The following is a 23,202-nucleotide window of genomic DNA, read 5'->3' as shown; positions in this document are numbered from 1 at the left end:
GTTATTGGTTGCGCGTTTGTTCTAGTCGCGTCAGTACATCAATGGCATTTAGATAAACTTCATTCGCTCCACTGTTTTGCCCGCCAAATGATGTGCTTAGCTTGTAGGTGTGCTTCATATCATTGAGCAAATCATGTTTTTGATTTGGTAATTCATTCATTGAAGTGGGGGCACCAATCGCCATCATTTCACCGCGGCCAATAAATCCACCTTCAAATAACTCTTTAGATAGGCTGCGAATTTCATCGCCATAGATACTGTGTAAATCGTACTGAGAGGCAATGGTTTGCCAGTTTTCATTCATTTTATGGGCTTGTTCACTGATTGACACCGAATCACTGACACTTTTGTTCACTGTATCTTGAGGCGTCTGATCTGCGTGCGTCACCCGCAACGATTGAGGTTTGTTAACCGCACTGAGGTTACTTGCGCTGTATACATTCATGATTGAGTTCCTTTCATACGTATTGTGTGGAACAAAATATGAGCAAGTTAAGTGCCAACCCTTAATATTTTAGTGAATGAACAGCACACAGTAAGCGCAATTTTGTTGCGTTTTCACCCTTAAATCAGAGCACTATTTAACCTGATACATCTCTTGGGTACTTAGCCATCGCCTTTGGAAATTGATGCTTGATAAGGGCTAAATCGACTTCTATATCACCGCTTAGTGTAACTGGTGGCATTACGATAAATTCTTTAGTGCGAAAATCGAGTGCCATGGGCACAACAGGAACATTAGCAGCATAGGCTATGTGTAAAAAGCCCGTCTTCCATTCATCGGTGTGTTTTCGAGTGCCTTCTGGTGCAATGCCCAGAATAAGTTTGTCTTGTTGATGAAATACATCGGCAACCTGTGCAACTAAGCCGTGTTTAGAAGAGCGCTCAACGGCAATGCCACCCCACTTTTTAAGTAAAACACCCAGCGGCCAGAAAAATATGGTGTGTTTACCAAGAAACTTAATCTCGATACCTAACGAAAGCTTAACGGCAATCGCGATTATAAAGTCCCAATTTGATGTGTGTGGTGCCACAGCCGCAACAAACTTTGCTTGGTCCGGGAATGCCCCAGAGACACGCCAACCAAATAACTTAAGAAAGTTGCGTCCGATAAAACGACCAAGTTGGCTGTTTGTGCGAGGAATTGAATTAGGAACTTCAGTTTGCATAAGCATTTATTATTTTTACTACCATCTATCACCATCACAGATTTAGAGCATAAAGTCTAGTTGTTTAGTAATGGTTGCTATTTTGCTAATACTACCGTGAGTGGGTTTGTTGTTATGGATGAGCGCATCAAGTAGCAAAGTGTTTTTGACACTATACTTTGTCTCCATACAGGGCTATAACCTCAGGTTATGCACTCCATTTATTCTGTCACTGTTGCTGGTGTGTTTTCCGTGTTAGCGTGTTGCTTCTATAACCAAAAAACAAACTTAAAAAAATGATTTTACGAATAGCGTTTACAGTCTGTTTACTCTTGCCGCTTGTGAGCAAAGCAGAGAGCTTAATGATGTTGTCGGGCAAGGTTGTTACAGATAGCAATAAACCAATTGCCAATGCACATATAAAAATTGGCGACACATCCGTTGTTACTTCAAGTGAAGGTGACTTTTCATTAGAGCTGTCAAAACATGCCATATATGCGCTCGATATTAGTGCTTCTAATTTTTATAGTATGCGCTTTAGCTATTCACACTTCGAACTCGAAAACAGGCACACAGGCAATGTTGATTTAGGCAAAATCACCTTAGTTGCTAAGAAAAAAGAGCGTGTTCTGTTAGCGTTTGGCGGCGACGTAATGATGGGCAGACGTTATGCCAAACCCTATTTTGATAATCCTACTCTCATTCACGATGAAACGATTGCCGCTGATACCAAAGCAATTGTTCAGTATATGGCGCCTTACATTAAAAAAGCCGACTTTGCAGCAGTTAATTTAGAAAGCCAAATAGCGGATAAAACACCAACGCAACGTGCGCCTAAATCGGTGACGTTTTTCTCACCACCAGAGACGATTAGCGCACTTAAAGATGCGGGTGTTGATTACGTCACTCTTGGAAATAACCATACTTACGATTACTTAGATTCAGGTCTAAAATCCACCCTAGAAGCGCTGAATAATTACCAAATGCCGTATTCAGGCGCAGGCGTTAATGAAGCCGAAGCGCTCAAAGCGTATCGTACATCTATTCAAGGTAATCAGTACGCAATGCTTGGTTATGTTGGATGGGAAGGCAGTGCACAGCCTAGTCAAACAGCAACAAAGGTAAAGGGCGGGGCAGCCCATGGCTCTTATGACAATATTGTTGCTACAGTGAAACGCGAAGTGGCAGATAATCGTGTAACGGTTGCGCAATATCATGGCAGTCTGGAATACCAAGATGAACCGTCAATGATGACCGAGACACGCTTAAAAGCAGCAATTGACGCCGGCGCAGATCTGGCAATTGCACACCATCCGCATGTTGCGCAGGGTTTTGAAGTGTATAACGGAAAGCTGATTGCGTATTCAATGGGCAACTTTATTTTTGATCAGTTTTTTTACGCTACAAATCACTCATTTATGTTGTACGTTTGGATGGATGGCGAGCGCTTCTATCGTGCTGAAGTTGTGCCGGTTTATCTACAGGGCTATGTGCCAACACCGGCAACAGGCAGTCATCGTACGCGTATTTTGACACGTCTTGATGAGCTAACCAGTAAACGCAATACCCATTTTGCACGAAATGCTGGCCATGGCGTTATATTACCAAACACAAAAGTAGCGAAAGAATTTGAAATTACACTTTCAGCACAAAATAAACGTGTTTTACCCTTGCCTTATCGTGCAAGCGAAGGACATGTTACGGCCGTTAAAACGAGTGAAATAAACCGCTATCGATTAGGAGTAAATTTGATAAACAACGCGAATTTAGAAACCCACATGGCATATTATTCTCATGATCGTGGGTTTAATTTGGATCAAAGTTCGTTTCAGATCAGTGATAAACAGGCTTTCAGTGGCGATTATGCGCTAAAAAGCCAAGGTGACAATGGGCAGTCGCAACTGGCAATGACTAACTTTACGCGTGTTTACCGAGCAGGAAACCCAGCAACCGTCAGTGCAATGGTGAAAGGTAAAGGTAGGGTTAATGTTTATTGGCAGGGGCGTAAAACGCGAGGTAAATTACTCGACTCACTAAAAAATGGTAAAAAACATCGAATAGATAGCATTGAGCTTAATGGAAATTGGCAAGAAATAGCCAGTGAATTTAATACGCCAAGAGTAGGGTATCGCAGTATTCGCGTGTTGTTTGAGTTTGAGCACAGTGGAGAGGTGTTTATAGACGATATAGCCTTTATCGAGTGGCGAACCCCTTTTCTGCCAAAACAACAGCAAGCACATTTTCATAATGGGGCGGGCCATGCAACCTATATTGGCTTTGAACAGCCATTGAAAAAAGCTGCAGGGCTTGTGATAAAACAACGCTAAAAAAAGAGGCAAATGCCTCTTTTTTACGATTAGAATGTGTAGCTGTATTGCACTGCAGCTAAACTGGCGTCGCCGTGCGATTCAAAACCCCAAGTTTGGCCTAAATCATCACGTTCTTCAAAACTAACCGACTCACCGTCAATGAAAGTGACTGCAAAATCAATTTTATGCTGTTTGTTAGGCGAATAGCTTAAGCCGGTGCTATACCAGATTCGGTCGCTATCTGGAATTGAAATTGACTTGTGCGCCGAGTTAGTTGGTGTCGCGTCGTTAGCGATACCTGCACGGATCATTACTGTCGGTGTAAGCTGATAACTCGCACCGAGCGACACACGATATGCATCGCTGAAATCTTCAGTTTTGGAAAATACTGCGTCTTCTTTGCCTTCAACATAAGCGGCTAACTCTTGGAAATCACTCCAGTCGGTCCATTGCACGCTGTAATGAATAGCCAATGCCGGAGTTAATGCGTGATAACCCGAAAACTCAGCAATATCAGGTAAGGTAATGGCAAGTTGGCCTGGTAATACCTTTCCTTGTAAGCCACCGAGCATGGTCGGTAGTTGATTAGAGTAATCACCTTCTAGATCGAGCTCTACTTGAGAGCGGTAGCTTAGGCCAAAACGGTGGTCGTGGTTTAATTCGTAAAGTGCACCGATATTCCAACCAACCGCAATATCATCACCTTCTAAGTTTGCTGCTTCTAACTCATTTGGTAGGTTAAATGCTGTTTCACCAAAGTGTCGAACTAAGTTTGCGTCGGCATAGACTAAATTTAAACCTGCGCCTACGCTCAGTTGCTCTGTTACCTTGTATGCAGCACTTAGATTAAAATTGACCGTGGTAAGTGATGTTTCGCCGGCAAGTTGGCCCGCGTTGTAATCGTCATTTAGCTCGGTGCTTAAACCATAGTTTGAAAACGCACCACCACCAAGCGTTAAACGCTCGTCGATTGGTAACACAAAATATCCTGCTGGTATGACAGCTGAAGGCGCGATGCTGTTGTCATTTAAGCTTGTGATATCACTGCCGTTTGAGGCACTTAATCCAGATACCGACACATCGGGCGCAATGTATGACACAACACCACTGATTTGTGCATCTTTAATTTTGCTCATACCTGCAGGGTTACGTGCAACAATACTGGCATCATCGGCAATTGCAGCGTCACCTGCGAAGGCGCGGCCTAAACCTGATGCACTGTGTTCATTGAGTTGGAAAGCGCCAGCGGTGGCATTTGCACACACCATCATTAGCGATGATGCGATAAGTGTTTTTCTAATAAGCACGGACGTTACTCTTTATAGTAAGATTTCGCGCTAGTGTAGAGTAATGAAAAGTGTAAGCCTGTAGTTATTGGTGATTGTTGTAATTATGTGGTTACAAATGTAAAAAAAGGGAAGCGAGCTTCCCTTTTTAATTACTATTATTCAATTATTTCTGGCGATGCAGGGGCATCTTCATCCTGTTTGAACGCTAACATATCGCGAATATTCTTTTGTACTGTGATGGCTGAAAACAGTGATAAGGTATACGCCATGGCAAAAAAGCCCTTTTCACTGAGTAACATATCGGCGTTAAACAGGCCGATCGCAAGTAATGCGATAGCAATTGCCAGTGATACCCAGCAAATCATTGTGTACGGCTTTGATATAGGTAAACCTTGTTGTTTATCACGTACCACTTTTTGTAACGACACTGCTGCAAATAAACTGTAAAGCAAAATAATTAGGTAATAACCTTTTTCGTTCAACAGTAATGTTGCATTGTATAAGCCAATTAAATACGCGCCCATGCCAATCACTAAACTTGCGATAGCGCTTAATTTAAATGCGCTGGTTGGTTTTAAATTATCCATATTATTTTTCCATGCTTGTCAATTAAGTTACACACAAGTATCGGGATAATTACGTATAAGTAAACTTTATATTTTAAAGTTGCTTATTTTACGCTTTTTGGTATTAATTTATGCTACCAAATCAACTTTTTACGCGTCTAAACTGTTCAAATAACGATGGTTCCCATGGGCGCATCGCAAACAATATGCCCATGTGTTTGCGTTTATCAAGGGCAAGATCGGCATCTTCAATATTGAGTTGTGCGGCTTCTTTAGTCAGCTGCTCTAGTTTCTTCTTAATGTAATCGATGGAAGTTTGTGAATAACGGCCACGTAAATAAAAGCGAGATGCATCAATGTTATCGAATTTGTTAGCCATAAACTTAGTCATGACTTCGTTTTCCATAAAGCGCTCTAATGGTCCATTTTTTTGCCAACGAAAATCTTGTGCGATAAGCGATTTATAATGATTATTGGGCAATAGCTGAATAATTTTGAGTTTGTCTAACTTAGCCATCAAACGGATCGCTTCGAATTGATCTATATCGTATTGGTCAATAATTTCATCAAATTGCCAGCCATCGCGAATACATACCGCAACAAGTAACAGTTTAGGGTCATCAACCAGCTGTTGTTCTTGCTCTAAGTTTAATTGTGATAATTGGCTTTGTTGTTTCTCAGTTAATGAAAACAAATCAGTAAGGCTAATATTGAGCAGTTGGCAAATTTGTTCAAGCCGCGTTAGCGAAAAGTTATTACTAGCAAAAACACGCTTTACATTTGCTTCACTTAAATCTAGATGCGCTGCAACATCGCGGTAGGTAAGTTTATGTTGTTTTAGCAATTGTTTAAGCGTTAAGGTGACGCTTTTAATTTGGCTCATAATCATCCTTGGTATTATTTTTTGATACTTTAAGTCTTTAAATTTCATACTTCAACCATTTTGGTTTACATAGATAATTCTTTCTCCTAATTTAAAAAACGTAAACGGAACCACCCAAGAGGAATTAACATGAAGTTTATTAAATCAATTGTAATCAGTTCAGTACTTTTCGCAGCAATGCCGTATCACGCAAATGCAGCATCAGATAATTTTAGTGAGGCGAGCAAGCATTCATCGCTAGCAACGGTCCATTCAGCAAAAGGCTCAGCACAAGTTGCTAGCGGTGTAGTCGCGGTACCTTTAATTGCCGCTGGCAGTGTTGGCATGGTGAGTATGGCTGCGGGCGATAAAGCAATACGCACTGCAAAATCACTTAGCAAAAAACCGGATGCACCGCTTGAAATTACCGAGGTGACTATCACAGTAGACCGTTCACCTGCACATGCAATGAAGAAAAAGTGCAAGCAGTAATTAAGTAATAATCTTAATTCGGGATAACAAATGAGTTTCTAGCAGCTCCTGTTACTTATTTCCGGGTTAAATAGCATTAAGGGAGAAACATTATGAAATGGACATATGCATTAATTAGTTGCTTGTTGTTATCGAAGGCTGCCATTGCAGGCAGCCAGCAACAACAAAAGCAAACGTTTCCGGTTGAGGATGTAACCGCGTTTGCTAAACAAGTTGAGCACTATGCAGCTAAAAAAGGTGCGCGTGCATTTATTATTGCGCGCATAGGGCAAGCGAAAAAAGATTTACCAAAAGGAGTTAATTTTACCCATTCGGCATTAGCGATTTATTCTGAAATTGCCCTTGATAACGGCGACACAGCAAAAGGGTATGCTATTTATAACTTGTATCAAGAGCCAAAAGATAAAGACAAAAGCAGTTTAGTGACAGATTATCCTGTGGATTTTTTTTGGGGTGTGCCAGAGCTTACTGCGGGTATTATTATTCCTGACAGCGACCTACAATCTCGACTAATTGAAGCCGTTGTTAACGGTAATAATATTACTCTGCACAATAGCAATTACTCACTTATATCAAACCCTTACTCAACAAAATATCAAAATTGCAACGAGCATTTATTAGATCTAATTAACTCAGCGATTTATCAAACTACAGATACACAGCAATTAAAAGCGAACACCAAAGCGTATTTTAAGCCGCAGCGTATTAGAGTAAACCGTGCAAAATTGGCAATGGGAAACTTATTTATGGATGGCGTGTCGACCGATGATCATGGTACGAAAATTTATACCACCACGTTTACGAGTATAGCGAAATACCTGTCATCGTATGATTTGGCATCAAATGTCATAACGCTTAGTTACAATCAACCCGCTCGTCAGTTACTTGCGTCTAACTAGCGCATATAATGAGTCAGCGTAGGAAAACACTGATTGGTGCGGTAACTCGCACCTAAAAAATCTCGCCAACCTTGCCACTCATCATAGACCTCGTTAGGTAAAATCGGCAGGTTGTCTGCAATGAAATGGCGCTTGGTAACATAGTCATTAATACTGCGAAATTGCTGTTCGCGCACCATAGTTTTAAGTGTTGAAAACGAAGGTAGTGTGTGTTGGCTACAATCGCATAATCCTAAGAAATCACCCCAACTAATCCAGTCTTCTTTGTACTTTTCACGCGGTTTACAGGGTAGGCGAATGTCACAACGTTTCGCGCGTTTTTGATAATCACTGGCTGAGGTAAACTTAAATTGTTTCGCAACCGATTTGGCGGTGTTGTATTCGTTGTAAAGCTTATTGTCTTCACGTTTAGTGCCTAAAAAGTCATACCAAGATACCCAGTCATTCAAATAATGTTTAATTGGGTTAGGAGGCAGCTTTTCGTCATGTTCTTTACGCGTTGCAAAATAAGCAAGCGAACTCGAAATACCGAGCGCTTTTGCAGCTTGCTGGGCTTCTTTGTAGTCTTGGTAATAGGTCTTTCTTTTAATGCCGAGAAAGTGCGACCAACCTTGCCATTGCTCTGCGTAAAACTGTTCGGGCACTTTGGGCAGGCGTTCGTCAACTGTTTTACAAAATAGCTTATATGCACGGGCATTTTTAAAATTTGCGTTTGCAGCAACGCGTTTTGCACTGGAGTAATCTTTGTAAAGTCTTTCTGTGGCAGGGGCTGTGTTTAAAAAATCATGCCAGCCTTGCCACTCATTTTTGTAATAGGACTGCGGATTAGAATGTAAACGACTATCACATTGGCAACGCCGATAGCGATAGTCGATAGCACTGGTAAAGTTAAAAGTGTGTGCTGCGTGCTTGGCTTGGGCAAATGTCGTATAAAAGTCACGCTTGCTCATACTAAAGTCCCGTTATTTTGCTTGAGTGTGCTTTTGCTTCCCCCCAAATAAAGGGGGTGGGTTGAGACATTTGTGTACCATGAAACTCAAAGCCACATGCAATATCGCTGCTAAGGAGCAAAGGCCCGTCTAAATCAACAAAATCAGCGTGCTGCGCAATTAGAAAGGCGGGTGCCATCGCTAACGAACTCGCTACCATGCAGCCGGTCATAATAATAAAACCGTGTTGTTTTGCTTCGTTTAATAAAGCTAGTGCCTCGGTTAGACCGCCAGTTTTATCAAGCTTAATATTGATTGCCTGATAGCGGTTTTTAAGCTCTGCTAATTGGTGTCGTGTATGGCATGATTCGTCGGCACAGATTGGAACGCACGGCGTTAACTGAGTGAGCGCCTGATCATTACCGGCTGGCAGGGGTTGTTCTATCAATGCAACATTGTACTGTTTCAGCGTAGGCAGTACAGCTTTTAATAAATCGAAATTCCATGCTTCATTCGCATCAACAATAAATTTGCTGTGTGGCGCTGCTACGTGAATTGCTTTCATTTTATCTAGCACCGAATCGGCATCAAGTTTGACCTTAATGAGCGGTGCATTGGCTAATGCTTTTGCCGCAATAGCCATATTTTGTGTACTGTCTAAACTAATTGTTTGAGCTGTCGTTAAGGGGTGTAATGGTATTTTCAGCATTTTGCTAACACTTTGCGATTGTGACTTCGCGTTAAAGTCCCAAAGTGCGCAATCAAGCGCGTTACGAGCGGCGCCTGCTTTTAACTCACTGATTGCGTGCTGAAGCGCAGCGTCTGATGAAAATTCACAGCCCAGCGCTTCGATTTGTGCAGCTACTGATGCACAGGTTTCACCATAGCGGGCATAGGGCACTGCTTCGCCAAAGCCTTGAAATTCGCCGTCTGAAATAGTCACAACAATCGTTTGTGCATGGCTTTTAACCCCGCGTGAAATACGAAACGGCTGTGCTAAGGGCCAAGATTGTTGATGTAATGATATCGAAATTGCCATTATAGATTGTCCACAATTGATTGTACGCCATGACGTAATGGATCAACCACGGGAAGTCCCAGCTCTTGACTTAAATTACGGCAGATTTCATTGGCTTGTTGTTCACTTACCGAGGATGTATTAATTGTAATACCAGCAACTTTAACCGCTGGATTAGTGATACTGGCCGCCGCAAGATTAAGTTCGATTGTGTGCTTTAAGGTAGGTAAAGGGCGATCTGTTAGCCCGCGCATTGAACTGCGTCCAAGCGCATGACAAATAACCAGGGCATCCGGTTGTGAACCGTGCAATAATCCAAGGCTGACACCTGCAAAGGCGGGATGCGATAACGAACCTTGGCCTTCGATTATATCCCAGTGATCAGCAGTATTATTGGGTGATAATGTTTCCGCTGCACCGCTAATAAAATCTGCCACTACACAGTCAATTGCAAGGCCTTTGCCCTCAATTAGTACGCCGCATTGACCTGTTGCGCGAAAATCCACATTTATGCCGTTTTCACGCATTGCACTCTCAAGGGCTAACGAAGTATACATTTTGCCAACCGAACAGTCAGTACCAACGGTCAATAGGCGTTTACCGCCGCGTTTATAGCCAGTACCGGTGGCGAACTTTTCAGTTGGGTGGCGAATGTCGATTAATTTGCAGTGATGTTGGGAACTTAGCGCTACAAGCTCCTGAAAATCAGTGAGCTTATCGTGAAGGCCGCTGACGATATCCATGCCATTTTTAATTGCTTCTTTTATATAGGGCAGCCAGCTTTCATCAATTTTACCGCCAGAATTGGCAAACCCTAGTACAAAGGTTTTCGCTCCTTTTTCAGCAGCTTCGGCAATGCTCATATCGGGTAAGTTAGCACTTTCAGAACAGCCATCTAAACGATATTGACCAACGCATAACTCTGGCTTCCATGTGGCTACGCCTTTGGCCATTTTGATGGAAAGTGGATCGGTGGCATCGCCAAGGAAAACTAAATAAGGGGCTTGTAGCATAGTGGGTCTCGTTGTTCTTAATGTTGATACCTCTACACTAAGTGAATGTACAAATCTTGCCTATTTCCAAGCCTTTTTAGGCCTATAACTAAAGGTTATAGGTGTTATTTTTGAATGTGTTAACTAAACCTGTTTCATTAAAATATCGATAAATGCCTGGCAGTTAACCGATAAAGGTTTATCACTTAAATGAAGCGCTTGTACATCAAATTCCAGCTTAGGTTTGAATCCTGCGTAGTCGGTATCATTTGTTAAATTACCTCGCGCAGTAAATTCATCTACCACACATACGCCAATATTTTGCGCCACTAAACGCGACGCAATGAAATAGGTTTGTACTTGAATCGAACTTGACACACTGACTTCATTTTCGGATAAGCGATTCCATAATAAGTCACCGAGCGGGCCGCTATCCCAAATGCCGATTAGTTCATGCTTTGCCAGCTCACTGGTTTCGATATCAGTTTGCTGCGACGGTAAAATTGGCTTGGGTGCAACCATTACCATCTCGCTTTTACAAAGTGGAATTGCGCTGATGTTAGCTATCGGTGGAGGAGAAAACATAATTGCTAAATCGAGTTTATGTTCCATCAAAGCTTGTTGTACATCTTCGTTATGCAATGTTTGCAAGTTTATATGTACTCCTGGGTAGCGCTTTTTAAATTCGCTAATTACAAGAGGAATAAGATCAAAACCAAGCGCTGGAGTAAAGCCAATATTAATGTGCCCAGAGCTGCTTTTCTTGATATTTTCTGCGGTATTTCTAACCCCGCGGATCTGCTTGTATACCTTGTCAACTTCGCTAAACAAGGCTTCTGCTTGCGAAGTGGGGATCAGGCGTCCTTTTACCCGTTCAAATAGTGCAAAACCCAATTGTTGTTCGGCATGAGCCAACACCTTACTCACTGATGGTTGAGAAACATGAAGAAACTGCGCCGCATTGGTGATTGAACCAGTTGTGTATATGGCGTGAAATACTTCAATGTGTCTTAATCGCATAGTGCTCTCGTTCTTGTAATGCTGAATTTAATGCTTAGCAAGTCGCTAAATTGGACTCGTTGTAAACCAAAAGTCTGCTCAACTTATCGATTTATTATATTTGTATATTATTTTATGCAATAAAACGAGTTTCTGTGAGAAAGATGTAACGTCATATTAACAAAGGTGAAATCCTCCCTGGTAGTGACGAAATAATCGCTATGCATAACTTTAGGTTATGGGGTGGTAAAAAACTATAAGTTGTTATTTTGAAGCCCATCTGTAACTTTTGTTATTCAGAAATGAACAGCTAACCCTGTTTGGTAGCGTCACTATAACAATAAATGGTAATTCATTATGAACAACACGGGCAAAACCAGATTTCAGCTAAGTGCAATGGCACTGGCTGTGATAACCAGCATAACAGCAAACGCAAATGAGCAAACGACAAAAGACACTGAAATAGAACGTGTCGAAGTACTTGGGTCAAATATCAAACGTGCTCAAGTGGCAGATACCCTACCGATTACAGTAATGAGCAGTGACGATATCGCAGCAACAGGGGCGGCAACCGGTGAAGAGTTGTTACGTTCAATTCCACAAATCGGTGAAATGGCGTTTAATAACGAACGTGCTATTGGTGGTGTAAACGATGCACGTGGCGATGTATCGTCAATTAACTTACGTGGCTTAGGTACTGGTAATACACTTACCTTATTAAATGGTCGTCGTTTAGTGTTACACCCAGGCACGCAAACTGAAAACTTTGTTCCAGTGTCAACGGTTAATGCAAACACTTTACCGGTAAGTGGTTTAAAGCGTGTTGAAGTTTTACGTGATGGTGCTGCGGCAATTTATGGCTCAGATGCCGTAGCGGGTGTTGTGAACTATGTATTAAAAGATGATTATGAAGGCTCACGTATCAGTGTAAACCACGGTACGTCACAAGGTACAGAGCTTAGTCAAACAAGTATCTCTGGTGCAACAGGGTTATCGTTTAATGATGACAAAACCCACCTAACAATGAGCTTAAGCCTATATGACAGAAAAGGCATGCCCGCGTCAGACAGAGATTATGCGGCTTCGCAAGACCGCAGAGAATACGCAGGGTTACCTGAAGAATATATTGGCGATACGCAACTTGATAATCGTTCAACCTCATCACCTTGGGGTGAATTTTCAACAGATACGCTAAAAACATTTCATATTCAACCAAATACAATGTCAGGCTGTGTTGTTGAGTTAGGCGACGGTTTATGTGCTGATAAGGGCAGTTTGTCGCGCGACATGCGTTATGATCGTGCACTCGAGCAAAGCATGACCTCTGACGTGCAACGTGCAAACTTTTACGGCTATTTAAATCACGACTTGGATAACGACATCACATTATTTGGCGAAGCCATTTATTACCATGCAGAAACTCAGCGCTGGCGTGAACAAGCTGGCAATTTAACCGCGCAACGCTTTACTATCAGTCCTGATGCGTATTACAACCCGTTCGGTGAAACAGTGACAATGCGCCGTTACCGTCCAGTTGATACAGGATTGCGAGACATTCAGGTTAAAGATACAAGCTTTCGGGTGTTAACAGGTTTGTCTGGTTATTATCAGGATTGGGATTGGGAAAGTGCGGTACTGTACAGCGAAGCGAAAACCCATGATAAAACTTACAACCGTATTGATGCGAATGCCTTTTTTGATGCGGTAAATAGTACAGATGCAGCGACAGCATATAACATTTTTAATGGTGCAGACCCAGCAAACTTAAACTCAGGTGATGCAACACCTAATTCACAAGCTGTGATTGATCAGTTTTTAGTAAATATCGACCGAGAAAGTAAAACATCTCTGGCACTTATGGACTTTAAAGTTTCAAACGCTGCGCTATTTGAATTAGGCGATGGCGAAGTGGGAATGGCCAGTGGTGTAGAATTCCGCCGTGAAACCTATTCAGATGATCGTGACCCCTTGTTAGATGGTAGTAAAGCGTTTTTTGATAAAAATAGCGGCGAAATGTTGTCTGAAAGTGGTGTGTTAGGCTCTAGCAATACCCCAGACTCAAATGGTTCACGCAATGTGTTTTCAGCCTATGTTGAATTTGTCGCACCATTATTAATGGATAGAGCGTTTGCCAAAAATTTAGAGCTTCAACTTGCTGCGCGTTATGAAAACTTTTCTGATGTGGGATCAGTGACCAAACCTAAAGTGGCATTGAGTTGGATGCCAAGCGATTGGTTACAGGTACGTGCCGCCTATGCCGAAGGGTTTAGAGCGCCAAACTTACCACAGGTTGTTGAGCAAGGAATTTCACGTTCAAATACGCGCTACGACCCGATTACCGACAGTTCTTATGGCATAACAGAAATTCGCGGTGGTAACAAAAACTTAAAACCTGAAGACGATACTAATACATCGTTTGGTTTAGTACTTATGCCATTTGATAACATCACTGTGACTGCCGACTGGTGGAATATCGAACAAGATGGTGTGGTGGGTATTTTAAACAGTCAAACGCATTTACTGTATGATTCATTATTGCGCTCGCAAGGTGGCAGTAACCCAAATGTTATTCGCGGCGATGACAATGAAGTGATCCATGTTAATAATCAATATGACAACTTAAGCCCAAGAGAAATTGAAGGCGTTGATTTTAGTGTTTTTTATTATTTAAAAACCGACTTCGGTAATTTTGATTTTAAGGTGAACGCAGCGCGCTTAATTCGTTTTGAGCAACAACCTGATGACATAACAGCGCAAGTGCTAGCGGCGCAGCAAGCTGGCGATCCAGCCGTACCAGAATCTATTGTGATTACGGGCGCTGGCGATTTAATCCAGCAAAATGGCCGACCTGAGTGGCGCGCGTATGCGTCAATGCGTTTTAAGCGCGACCAGTGGTCAGTCGGTACCACTGCAAACTACGTAAGTGATTTTTACGATACTAGCATTACCACATCAGATGGTGAGCCTCTGCCAATAGATAGTTTTACGACCATAAACTTATACGGCGACTATCGTTTTAAAGACGCAGGGTGGTTATCGAAAACGCGTATACGTGTTGGCGTTCGCAATATTGCTGACGAGAAGCCACCGATTGCGGATGAAAGCTTTGGTTACTTTTCAAGTGTGCATTCTAACCGAGGCCGTTATTTCTATTTTGATATCAGCAAATCGTTTTAATTCTGAAACGTGATGTAAGCAACCAGCGGCATGAACAAATGCCGCTATTTCTCGTATTCTTAAGGCACATTATGTTATTTCATAAACATCTCTTATCTGCATCGCTTTTATTCATTTGCTGCACGTTACACGCAAGCGTTAATTTTGATGGTAAAGCAAGCTGTCAAAGTGAGTCACTGTTGTTAACGACTGATTTTGAAAGTGCACGAGTGAATGATTGCAAAATCAATGGCAACCATGTCTCAATTAGCATTAAACCGGAAAATAAACCGATTAATGACAGCCCTTGGTACGCGTTTAAGTTACAGGCAAAAACCGCAAGTGAAGTGACCGTTAGGGTTAAGTACTATGGTGGTAAACATCGTTATCATCCCAAGGCTAGTGTTGATGGTGTAAGTTGGACCGCGCTACCGTACCGTATTAAAAACGGTGATTTAGTGTTCCAAGTGACACTTGGCGACACGCCATTATTGGTTGCAGGACAAGAAATTGTGTCTAATCACACGTATGAAAATTGGATGCAAAACATTAAAACGCGGTTTGAATTAACCTCAGTTTCTCTTGGCCAATCGGTTCAAGGACGCGCGATTACAGCGCTATTGAGTAAAGGGCAAAGCGACAAATATTTATTGGTGATAGGACGCCAGCACCCACCAGAAATTACCGGTGCTTTAGCGTATTTCCCATTTAGTGAAACCCTGCTAGAAAATTCAACTTTTAGGCAACACTACAATATTGTGTTTGTACCAAATATTAACCCTGATGGTGTAGCACTTGGTCATTGGCGACACAATGTTAACGGGGTTGACCTCAACCGCGATTGGAAACACTTTAAGCAACCTGAAACCGCGGCAATTAAGCAATATTTAGATACGATAGTTAAACGTGGCGGCAAGATAACCTACGGTGTTGATTTTCACTCAACACACCACGATGTGTTTTACACTATGCCGCAAGGCAAAGGCTTAACACCTGATGATACCACCGTTAATTGGCTTGAACGCTTAGCGAATGCAGAGCCAAATTTCACTGTGCTTGATAAGCCGGGACATAACCCAGGGCGCGGCGTATTTAAACAGTGGTTATCAGATACCTATGGTGTGCACGCCATTACATACGAAATGGGTGATAACACCAATCGTAAGGTGATTAAGCAAGTGGCAATTTCGGCAGCGAACACCTTGAGTGAAACCTTACTTAATCAGTCCAAAACAGCAAAATAGGAAACACCATGAAGTATCTACTATTAACATTGAGTGTGTTGAGTCTTAGTGTGTTTGCCAAGCCACAAATTGATTATGTGATCAGTAGCGAACGCGTATTCAATAGCGATAAAAAATCCTTTGAAGCTCTTGATATCGCAATTTGTGGAAAAACGATATGTGATATCGGCCAGCGCTTTAAATACCGTTCTTTAGATGTAAATTATATTGATTACGGTAGTAAAGTGATTAGTCCAGGCTTTATTGACCCTCATACGCACAGCTTGTCTGAACTGAAAAACGAAAAAACGAGCGCTAATTTGAACTACCTCACGCAAGGAGTCACCACTGTAATTAATGGTAACGATGGCAAAAGCCCGCTCTCAATTGCTAAAACTACAAAGCAGCTGTTATCGCACGGTATTGGTACAAATGTGGCATTTTTTATCGGCCATAATACAGTGCGCAATGCGGTAATGGGAAAAGAAGACCGTCAACCCACTACGCGAGAAATGAATAAAATGAAAGCCCTTGTTGAGCGCAATATGCAAGCTGGTGCCTTAGGTTTATCAACAGGGCTTTATTATTTACCGGGCACGTTTGCAACGACAGAAGAAGTGGTTTCACTTGCTAAAGTCGCTGCCAATTACCAAGGTATTTATGAAACGCATTTACGAGACGAAAGTACTTTTAATATTGGCTTTTTAAACGCGGTAAAAGAGGCAATTCATGTAGCGGAGCAAGCCAAGATGCCATTGCATCTTGGTCATATTAAAGCGCTCGGCGTTGATGTATGGGGACAAGCAAATGATGCCATTGCACTTGTTGAAGCCGCGCAGCAACGCGGCATAAAGATAACAGCTGACCAATATCCTTGGCTTGCATCAGGTACCTCAATCAGTGGCGCTGTTGTACCAAGCTGGGTGCGCGAAGGGGGTAAAAAAGCCACTATTAAGCGCTTAAAAGATAAACGTTTATATCAACAAATTTTTACTGAAATAAGTGAAAATATCCGTCGTCGTGGTGGGGCTGAACGCTTGCTTATTACCGTGACAGAGCAAGAGGGGATTACTGGTAAAACCCTCGCTGAGGTTGCAAAAGACCGTTCACTTACGCCTGCAGATACCGTGATTGAGTTGGCACAAGGTCCTGTCGTGAAAGTTGCATCGTTTAATATGTCGGAACAGGATGTTAATCACTTTATGGTTAAACCGTGGGTTGTCACATCATCAGATGGAAGCAATGGTCACCCGCGTAAATATGCGAGTTTTGCTAAAAAACTAACCACGTATGTGCTTGAGCAGCAGGTACTTAGTTTAGAAACGTTTATTTATCAAAGTACAACGGCCACAGCAAATGCACTCAATATTTCAGACCGAGGCGCAATAAAACACGGACTATCCGCTGATTTGATTGTGTTTGATCCTAAAGATGTAACGGTCAATGCCAGCTTTAAACAATGGAATGTATTGACCAGTGGATTTAACGATGTGTTTATAAATGGCCAGCATGTGATTAAAGCGGGCACGTTTACCGGCGCGCTAGCGGGCGAATTTATTAAGCCTCATTAATTGTAATCGGGGTTTACAGTAGGTGACACCTGCACAAGGCATCTACTGTAAACGCGCTGATCATTACTCGGCGAATAAATATGAACTGCGTTTAAACCCTTGCATTGCTATTGCTATCGAATATATCTCTTTCGAAAATAGCATTTTACTCAGACAAGACCATTTCTTATGATTACACACTCGTTTTGCAAAGACAGGAATGGTTGTGCTCGCTAAAAAATTTCTTACCCTTAAAGATTATCAATTACTGACACTCGCATGGTTATTTATGCTGAGTTTGGTTTGTTTAAATTGTACCGTTCATAGTTTATTTATTGCAAAAACACGTGTTGATATTGCCTCGTCTATTGCGTGGTCATTGCAGAAATACGGTATTTGGTTACTGATAACACCACTTATTTGTATGGGGTTACAGGCGCAGTTTTCGTTTAAACGTATCTTATCAATAGGTGTAAGTGCGCTGCTTATTGTACTGTGCGTTAATACTAGTTTAGATATCTTGTTTGAGGGAATTAGATGGCAAGAAAGTGTGTTTTATAATTGGCATAAACACGTTTTTGCTTATGGCGGTATTGTTCTGGTGATCTGGGCGAGAAAGCAGCTCTTTTCTGAATCGAGTACCGCAGAAAACTGCGCAAATTCAAGCGTTGTTGTAAGTGACGAAAAAGCACCATTGTCAGGCCAGTTAGTCACATCTGAATTGAGGTTAGCTTTTAGTGATATCTATTACGCTAAATCGTCCGGTAACTATATCGACATAGTGACAAAACATAAAACCTATTTACTGCGCATGACAATGAAAGAGCTTATCGCTTTATTACCAAGTGATTACTTTATTCGCACACATCGTTCTTACATTGTTAATTTAGCGCATACAGAACACATGCAAAACATTCGAGCAGGTAATGCCAATTTAGTACTTGCTAATGCGCAAAACGTACCTGTGAGCAAATCACAACGGCAACTTGTGAAACAGCTTTTAGCCCAGTAAATATCGGCTTTTGGGATGAATGGAGGTGTGCTGTTCATCCCAAAATAAGTGAATTTATCACAGCCAACTTTACCCCAGTTATTGTGCACTTTAACGTATGGCGCATTACATAATTGGAGTAATTAAAATGAATATACCGTCACTTAATCGTACCACTCGCTACTTTCATTGGTTGAGCGCGTTTATTATGTTGGGCCTGATCAGCGTAGGTTATTACATGGTGTATTGGGAGGTGTGGGCACTTTACCCAACGCATAAGTCTATTGGTGTGTTAGCTTTGCTAGTAGTACTTCCGCGTGCTTTGTATCGTCTTCAAAAAGGGTTGCTAACGCCTACATCAGCGGTGTCACACCATCAACAAAAGCTCATCGAAGCAGCCCACTGGGCGCTATTAGCCGGTACTATCTTGATGCCTATAAGTGGTATGTTGTACTCAGGTTTCGGCGGTTACGGTATTGATATTTTTGGTTTTACATTGGTTGCCAGTAATTACATCGATTCTGCAGCTGTTCCCTATAACGAAACCATTTTCATTTTAGCTAAAGCAGCGCATTCGTATATTGCCTATGGTTTAACTGGATTGATTGCGTTGCATATTCTGGGTGCGTTTAAACATCACCTGTTGAGTAAAGATGTCACCTTATTGCGCATGCTCGGGCGCGCTTAAATTCATTTTGCGAAAAATGCTGTAAGGCTTAGGGCCAACACCCAAACGGCGCGTCGTTGTTTGGGTGTTTTTTATGGTCGTAATACTTCGTAAGCGATTTAAATTGGTGTTTTTGCAATCTTTAAAACGTTGCTGGGTGTTTTGATGTTAGGATGACGTCAATATTAATGCTGTAAATCAAGGACGAAACTCGGTGTCATCAGTTCAAATTGCTCGTTATATTGTGAGTTTTAGTTGGTTGTATCACGGAATTTTTCCAAAACTAGTGCATATTGCGCCACTTGAAAAATTAATGACGGCGAGTATCGGGTTTTCTGAAGAAACCTCTTACTTCATCACAAAAGCCGCAGGAGTCGGGGAAGTGTTGTTCGGTTTGCTTATTTTTGTTTTTTTATCGTTCAAAACTGCTTTTATTTTTCAATATCTTAGCGTTATGTGGTTTATTATTGTTTGTTGCGATTTTACAGCCGACGTTACTGATTGAAGCATTTAATCCAGTTACAACGAATATTGCGATAATTGGTTTAAGCCTCATTTTACTTGCAGACTTAAACCAATCCAAAAACGGTGATAACGCCCAAGTGTAACGGAACACTATTACGTAACTGTATGATCACTCATTATTAATTTCGTGTTTTTTCATTAATTTGTAAAAGTCGGAACGGTTTCGTTGTGCCAGTTTTGCAGCTTCAGACACATTGCCACCAGACAGTGCTAACACCTTTTGAATATAGTCATATTCAAACTGACGTTTGGCTTCATTTAAACCAACAAAGGCGTTATGCGTTTCGTCTGAATCAGGCAATGCGTTTGCAACAACATCTTCGGTAATAATATTTCCGGCGCTAATGGCAATACAGTGTTCAACGATATTGTGCAGTTGACGCACATTACCCGGCCAATCGTAACTTAGCATGCGCGTGATACTTTGTGGATTAAATTGTTTGGCATCGTCGGTGAGTTTGGCTAAAAATCGCGTGGCGAGCAGGGGGATATCATCTAAGCGTTCTTTTAAGCTCGGTAAGGTAATTGAAACCACATTTAAGCGATAATACAAATCTTCACGGAATTGATTATCTTTGACCGCTTGCACAATATTTTTATGGCTTGCCGAGACCACACGAATATCGACTTCTTGTTCAACTTGGCTGCCAACCGGACGAACTTTTTTCTCTTGTAACACCCGTAATAATTTAACTTGCAAATCAAGCGGCATATCGCCAATTTCATCTAAAAATAAGGTACCGCCATTGGCCGCTTGTACTAGACCTTCTTTATCGCTTACAGCACCTGTGAAGGCACCTTTTTTATGACCAAATAACTCTGATTCAAGTAAGTGACCTGGCATTGCACCACAGTTAATAGCAATAAAAGGACCGTTGGCTTGATTACTGGCTAAGTGAATGGCTTTTGCTGCGACTTCTTTACCGCTACCGCTTTGACCTTGAATAAGGATATTAACCTTACTGTTTGCCAGCGCTTTTATTTGCTGCACTAATTGGTGCATTTTTTCACTTTGGTAAATGAGGCCATGAAAGTTATCTGGCTCAACACTGCTGTTTTGGCTTACTTTGCCGGCAAGCGTTTTTTCAATCACATCAAGCATTTGTTGGCTATCGATAGGTTTTGTTAAAAAGCTAACAAACCCTTGGTGCATGGCATCTACCGCATCGGGAATAGAGCCATGTGCCGTCATCATAATTACTGGCATGCCAGTGTAAAATTTTTTGATTTCTTGATTAAGAGCAAAGCCATCCATATTCGCCATTTTAAAATCGGTGATCACTAAATCAATGGCGGTTTGCTTTAACAGGGCAAGTGCTTGATTACCATTTTCAGCCACAGTGACATTATATCCGTTGCCTTCAAGGCGAATCGCAAGCAGTTCTGCAAGCGCAGTGTCATCGTCAACCAGTAATAAATTGGCAGCGCTAGCCAAATGTTTCATAGGTGTCCTTTATTGTGTTCTGTTTTCTGAAAGAGAGGTTTCAAGGCGTTGTTTTTCAATGTCGACTAGCTTTTGTTTAAGTTCAATTAATTGCCTTTGCAGCTCGAGCAATTGTTGCTCGTGTTTTTGAGCTTTTGAATCTGAATAAAAGTTAGTGATCTTTTGTTTTCGTAAGTTTTCCGTATGCCAAGTTAGCGAATCAAACCAAACCACGTAATCATTTGGCCATAACGCGTTGGTTTTAATTTCTTCAATCAGTTTTAACTGTTTGTTGGTAGAGGTTGTTGTACAGTATTCACCAATAAATGTTTGTAACGCCTCGTTTTCAAGAGTTGGATGTGTTGGCGCTTGAGTACAATTTGCAAGCAAGGCGCTTATAACCGCGGTAATCGGTTGATGCGTTTGTTCTACCGCTTTATTTGTATTTGTTGTCGGCTGAGTGTGTTCACTGTTATTTTGCACAGGTGGTGTACTTGTACATGCGACAATAAACAGTGCCGCACTTAACTGTGTAATGAGTTTAAATATCTTCATTGGCTTGGGAATGTAATTAGTATGTTTGCACCTGAGTCTGTTTCTTGCCATGTGATATCGCCTTTTAATTGATTGACGCATTCTGACACAATGGCAAGCCCTAACCCAGAACCTTGCTTGTTTTTATTGTGTTCGCTTTGGTAAAAAGGCTGAAAAAGTAAGTGTGCTTCTTCTTGATTAATGCCTGGTCCGTCGTCCGCCACGTTAAGTTCAATGGTATTATGATTTTGTCTAATGTAAATATCTACTGTGCTCGTCGCATGATTTAGCGCATTGCTGACTAGTTGCGTAAGGATCAATTTACACGGTAAGTGAGGTACCTTATTTGTAGCGCTAATGTGCCAACATATAGCGATGTCCTTATTCGCAATAGTATCACTTAAGTGACGGTTAATTTCTTCTTCAAGTGTGTTGAAAGAGGTGACCTGTTGTAATCCGTCAGGGTGGCTGGCTGCACTGTAATTAAGTAAATCATCAATCATGCGTGCAAGCTTTTCTACCGATTGTTGCATTATGGTTAGAATTCTACCTTGTTTATCACTTACCTCGCCAAGTAAACCGCTGTTTAATAAGCTGCTGCCTTCATTAATCGAGGCTAGCGGTGTTTTCAGTTCGTGTGTGACATGACGTAAAAAAGTTTCCTTTTGTTGTTGCACGCGTTTTAGTGCCAAGCGAAGCCAGTCAAGTCGCCTGCCAAGTTGTTGCAGCTCATGGCTACCTGATAATTTTATCGGCTGATCTAACTGCCCCTTACCTACATCAGATAACACGGTTTCAACCTGATTGAGTTGACGACAAATGCGAAAGATTAAAAACGAACTAATAATCACTAATATCGGCAGTAACACAATAAGGCCAACAACAAACTCGGTTTGTAACGACTTAAACTGTTCATTTTTATTTGCTAGGCGGGTATCTAGTGTGTCATCAAAGTTGGCATCAAGTTGTTTAAGTTGCGCCACCAGTTGCGCAAATTCGTCAGCGCTTTTTGGGTCTAATAATGTCGCGTGTTGCAATTTAGCAACAAAATCACTTTTCGCGAGTTTTAATTTTAGTAATTCGATGCGATTTTGCGTGGTTTGCCATTTTTGTTCGATACTAATTTGTAATTGTTCACTCTTTAACAGTTGGTTGTTTTTGAGCGCCTTTTCAATGCCATTTACGTCTGCTTTTATATAATTGTACTCGAGTATAAGCTCCTGATTTTCATCGTAAATAATAAGCGTTTCTTGCTGGTGTTTCGAGATGCTGGTGGCATACCACAGTGTAAGCAATACGATCGGAAGTACACCCACTAACATGGCAACTAGCGCTTGTTTTTGTAACGACTGAGAAAAAAATTGTTTCACTAAAAAAAACCTTTGCAAATACAGGCTGAACCGAACAGCTTTTGTTCGATTAAAAGTAGAAATTAAATTAGTTGTTGCAAAATTGCGACAATATAACCAATTGTTTTATAAAGATAAAAATATGATGGCTGTTTTGTTGTTGCAATTTAGCAACAAATAAACAGCTTATTTTCGAGCGAAATACTTCAAAAATATCCTATCTATTTGTTTTATATGCTTTTTTAAAAGTTGGCATCATGTTTGTAATAGTCTTAGCGACA

The 23,202-nt window shown here is 41.5% G+C and carries 22 protein-coding genes; 10 read left to right on the top strand and 12 right to left on the bottom strand.

The features are described 5' to 3' along the window. Position 1 precedes the first annotated feature (1 nt). Complete coding sequence (locus PSPO_RS19215; RefSeq protein ID WP_010558908.1) at positions 2-445, bottom strand: hypothetical protein; 444 nt, start codon at positions 443-445, stop codon at positions 2-4. Positions 446-581: 136 nt separating this feature from the next. After that, positions 582-1,169, bottom strand: a complete 588-nt coding sequence (locus PSPO_RS19210) for a lysophospholipid acyltransferase family protein (protein WP_148665298.1) — start codon at positions 1,167-1,169, stop codon at positions 582-584. A 275-nt stretch (positions 1,170-1,444) separates the two neighbouring features. On the opposite strand from PSPO_RS19210, the gene PSPO_RS19205 reads away from it, so the two are divergent. Next, the gene (locus tag PSPO_RS19205) at positions 1,445-3,475 is read left to right on the top strand and encodes a CapA family protein (protein ID WP_084616603.1); all 2,031 of its coding nucleotides are present in this window, start codon (positions 1,445-1,447) and stop codon (positions 3,473-3,475) included. 29 nt (positions 3,476-3,504) lie between these two features. Here the strand turns inward: PSPO_RS19205 and PSPO_RS19200 are convergent, their stop codons facing one another. The 3 genes from PSPO_RS19200 to PSPO_RS19190 all read right to left on the bottom strand — a co-directional run bounded on the left by PSPO_RS19200 (position 3,505) and on the right by PSPO_RS19190 (position 6,195). Beyond that, positions 3,505-4,764: an outer membrane protein transport protein gene (locus tag PSPO_RS19200; RefSeq protein WP_010558911.1), complete on the bottom strand. Its 1,260-nt coding sequence runs from the start codon at positions 4,762-4,764 to the stop codon at positions 3,505-3,507. A gap of 137 nt (positions 4,765-4,901) precedes the next feature. Then, complete coding sequence (yiaA, locus tag PSPO_RS19195) at positions 4,902-5,333, bottom strand: inner membrane protein YiaA (RefSeq protein WP_010558912.1); 432 nt, start codon at positions 5,331-5,333, stop codon at positions 4,902-4,904. Between the two features lie 121 nt (positions 5,334-5,454). Next, positions 5,455-6,195, bottom strand: a complete 741-nt coding sequence (locus PSPO_RS19190; RefSeq protein WP_010558913.1) for a helix-turn-helix domain-containing protein — start codon at positions 6,193-6,195, stop codon at positions 5,455-5,457. 129 nt (positions 6,196-6,324) lie between these two features. Here PSPO_RS19190 and PSPO_RS19185 point away from each other — a divergent pair, with 129 nt between their 5' ends. Then, positions 6,325-6,666 carry a hypothetical protein gene (locus PSPO_RS19185; RefSeq protein ID WP_010558914.1) on the top strand — a complete coding sequence of 114 codons (342 nt, stop codon included), beginning with the start codon at positions 6,325-6,327 and terminating at the stop codon, positions 6,664-6,666. Positions 6,667-6,758: 92 nt separating this feature from the next. Beyond that, positions 6,759-7,565 carry a DUF2145 domain-containing protein gene (locus PSPO_RS19180; RefSeq protein WP_010558915.1) on the top strand — a complete coding sequence of 269 codons (807 nt, stop codon included), beginning with the start codon at positions 6,759-6,761 and terminating at the stop codon, positions 7,563-7,565. Here PSPO_RS19180 and PSPO_RS19175 read toward each other — a convergent pair. The 4 genes from PSPO_RS19175 to PSPO_RS19160 all read right to left on the bottom strand — a co-directional run bounded on the left by PSPO_RS19175 (position 7,562) and on the right by PSPO_RS19160 (position 11,524). Then, entirely contained in the window at positions 7,562-8,515 is a 954-nt protein-coding gene (locus tag PSPO_RS19175) for an integrase repeat-containing protein (protein WP_010558916.1), read from the bottom strand. The two genes, PSPO_RS19180 and PSPO_RS19175, sit on opposite strands and share 4 nt — an antisense overlap. A 1-nt stretch (position 8,516) precedes the next feature. Next, entirely contained in the window at positions 8,517-9,533 is a 1,017-nt protein-coding gene (gene dgcA / locus PSPO_RS19170; RefSeq protein WP_010558917.1) for an N-acetyl-D-Glu racemase DgcA, read from the bottom strand. Then, on the bottom strand, positions 9,533-10,525 hold the full coding sequence (gene dgcN, locus PSPO_RS19165) for an N-acetyltransferase DgcN (RefSeq protein ID WP_010558918.1): 993 nt from the start codon (positions 10,523-10,525) through the stop codon (positions 9,533-9,535). Before dgcN ends, dgcA begins: the two co-directional genes overlap by 1 nt. A gap of 123 nt (positions 10,526-10,648) precedes the next feature. Then, positions 10,649-11,524, bottom strand: coding sequence for a LysR family transcriptional regulator (locus PSPO_RS19160; RefSeq protein ID WP_010558919.1), 876 nt, complete (start codon positions 11,522-11,524; stop codon positions 10,649-10,651). 336 nt (positions 11,525-11,860) lie between these two features. On the opposite strand from PSPO_RS19160, the gene PSPO_RS19155 reads away from it, so the two are divergent. From PSPO_RS19155 to PSPO_RS22015, 7 genes are all read left to right on the top strand, one after another. Then, on the top strand, positions 11,861-14,680 hold the full coding sequence (locus PSPO_RS19155; RefSeq protein ID WP_010558920.1) for a TonB-dependent receptor domain-containing protein: 2,820 nt from the start codon (positions 11,861-11,863) through the stop codon (positions 14,678-14,680). A gap of 71 nt (positions 14,681-14,751) precedes the next feature. After that, complete coding sequence (locus tag PSPO_RS19150) at positions 14,752-15,903, top strand: M14 family metallopeptidase (RefSeq protein ID WP_010558921.1); 1,152 nt, start codon at positions 14,752-14,754, stop codon at positions 15,901-15,903. An 8-nt stretch (positions 15,904-15,911) separates the two neighbouring features. Continuing rightward, positions 15,912-17,453 (top strand): N-acyl-D-amino-acid deacylase family protein, encoded by a 1,542-nt coding sequence (locus PSPO_RS19145; RefSeq protein ID WP_010558922.1) that lies wholly within the window; start codon positions 15,912-15,914, stop codon positions 17,451-17,453. A gap of 205 nt (positions 17,454-17,658) precedes the next feature. Then, positions 17,659-18,444 carry a LytR/AlgR family response regulator transcription factor gene (locus PSPO_RS19140; protein WP_158523469.1) on the top strand — a complete coding sequence of 262 codons (786 nt, stop codon included), beginning with the start codon at positions 17,659-17,661 and terminating at the stop codon, positions 18,442-18,444. A 127-nt stretch (positions 18,445-18,571) separates the two neighbouring features. After that, on the top strand, positions 18,572-19,111 hold the full coding sequence (locus tag PSPO_RS19135) for a cytochrome b (RefSeq protein ID WP_010558924.1): 540 nt from the start codon (positions 18,572-18,574) through the stop codon (positions 19,109-19,111). Between the two features lie 193 nt (positions 19,112-19,304). Continuing rightward, a complete protein-coding gene (locus tag PSPO_RS19130; RefSeq protein WP_338050342.1) occupies positions 19,305-19,595 on the top strand; it encodes a DoxX-like family protein in 291 nt (96 codons plus the stop codon). Then, a complete protein-coding gene (locus tag PSPO_RS22015; RefSeq protein ID WP_420848520.1) occupies positions 19,558-19,698 on the top strand; it encodes a hypothetical protein in 141 nt (46 codons plus the stop codon). Before PSPO_RS19130 ends, PSPO_RS22015 begins: the two co-directional genes overlap by 38 nt. Positions 19,699-19,724: 26 nt before the next feature. Here PSPO_RS22015 and PSPO_RS19125 read toward each other — a convergent pair whose 3' ends face one another. Genes PSPO_RS19125 through PSPO_RS19115 form a run of 3 tightly spaced genes read right to left on the bottom strand, consistent with a single transcriptional unit; the run spans position 19,725 to position 22,942 of the window. After that, complete coding sequence (locus tag PSPO_RS19125; protein ID WP_010558926.1) at positions 19,725-21,059, bottom strand: sigma-54-dependent transcriptional regulator; 1,335 nt, start codon at positions 21,057-21,059, stop codon at positions 19,725-19,727. 9 nt (positions 21,060-21,068) lie between these two features. Beyond that, positions 21,069-21,593: a hypothetical protein gene (locus PSPO_RS19120; RefSeq protein WP_010558927.1), complete on the bottom strand. Its 525-nt coding sequence runs from the start codon at positions 21,591-21,593 to the stop codon at positions 21,069-21,071. Next, positions 21,590-22,942: a sensor histidine kinase gene (locus PSPO_RS19115; protein ID WP_010558928.1), complete on the bottom strand. Its 1,353-nt coding sequence runs from the start codon at positions 22,940-22,942 to the stop codon at positions 21,590-21,592. Before PSPO_RS19115 ends, PSPO_RS19120 begins: the two co-directional genes overlap by 4 nt. Positions 22,943-23,202 lie beyond the last annotated feature (260 nt).

This window comes from Pseudoalteromonas spongiae UST010723-006 (genome assembly GCF_000238255.3).
GTDB classification, from domain to species: Bacteria; Pseudomonadota; Gammaproteobacteria; order Enterobacterales; family Alteromonadaceae; genus Pseudoalteromonas; species Pseudoalteromonas spongiae.
This window is presented reverse-complemented; position numbering and strand designations above follow the sequence as displayed.

Excerpts from the sequence above, each read along its gene's own strand:
- dgcN (WP_010558918.1), bottom strand. The coding sequence starts at position 10,525 with ATGCTACAAGCCCCTTATTTAGTTTTCCTTGGCGATGCCACCGATCCA.
- PSPO_RS19150 (WP_010558921.1), top strand. The coding sequence starts at position 14,752 with ATGTTATTTCATAAACATCTCTTATCTGCATCGCTTTTATTCATTTGC.
- PSPO_RS19145 (WP_010558922.1), top strand. The coding sequence starts at position 15,912 with ATGAAGTATCTACTATTAACATTGAGTGTGTTGAGTCTTAGTGTGTTT.
- PSPO_RS19205 (WP_084616603.1), top strand. The coding sequence starts at position 1,445 with ATGATTTTACGAATAGCGTTTACAGTCTGTTTACTCTTGCCGCTTGTG.
- PSPO_RS19155 (WP_010558920.1), top strand. The coding sequence starts at position 11,861 with ATGAACAACACGGGCAAAACCAGATTTCAGCTAAGTGCAATGGCACTG.
- dgcA (WP_010558917.1), bottom strand. The coding sequence starts at position 9,533 with ATGGCAATTTCGATATCATTACATCAACAATCTTGGCCCTTAGCACAG.
- PSPO_RS19160 (WP_010558919.1), bottom strand. The coding sequence starts at position 11,524 with ATGCGATTAAGACACATTGAAGTATTTCACGCCATATACACAACTGGT.
- yiaA (WP_010558912.1), bottom strand. The coding sequence starts at position 5,333 with ATGGATAATTTAAAACCAACCAGCGCATTTAAATTAAGCGCTATCGCA.
- PSPO_RS19135 (WP_010558924.1), top strand. The coding sequence starts at position 18,572 with ATGAATATACCGTCACTTAATCGTACCACTCGCTACTTTCATTGGTTG.
- PSPO_RS19180 (WP_010558915.1), top strand. The coding sequence starts at position 6,759 with ATGAAATGGACATATGCATTAATTAGTTGCTTGTTGTTATCGAAGGCT.
- PSPO_RS19120 (WP_010558927.1), bottom strand. The coding sequence starts at position 21,593 with ATGAAGATATTTAAACTCATTACACAGTTAAGTGCGGCACTGTTTATT.
- PSPO_RS19215 (WP_010558908.1), bottom strand. The coding sequence starts at position 445 with ATGAATGTATACAGCGCAAGTAACCTCAGTGCGGTTAACAAACCTCAA.
- PSPO_RS19185 (WP_010558914.1), top strand. The coding sequence starts at position 6,325 with ATGAAGTTTATTAAATCAATTGTAATCAGTTCAGTACTTTTCGCAGCA.
- PSPO_RS19190 (WP_010558913.1), bottom strand. The coding sequence starts at position 6,195 with ATGAGCCAAATTAAAAGCGTCACCTTAACGCTTAAACAATTGCTAAAA.
- PSPO_RS19175 (WP_010558916.1), bottom strand. The coding sequence starts at position 8,515 with ATGAGCAAGCGTGACTTTTATACGACATTTGCCCAAGCCAAGCACGCA.
- PSPO_RS19125 (WP_010558926.1), bottom strand. The coding sequence starts at position 21,059 with ATGAAACATTTGGCTAGCGCTGCCAATTTATTACTGGTTGACGATGAC.
- PSPO_RS19210 (WP_148665298.1), bottom strand. The coding sequence starts at position 1,169 with ATGCAAACTGAAGTTCCTAATTCAATTCCTCGCACAAACAGCCAACTT.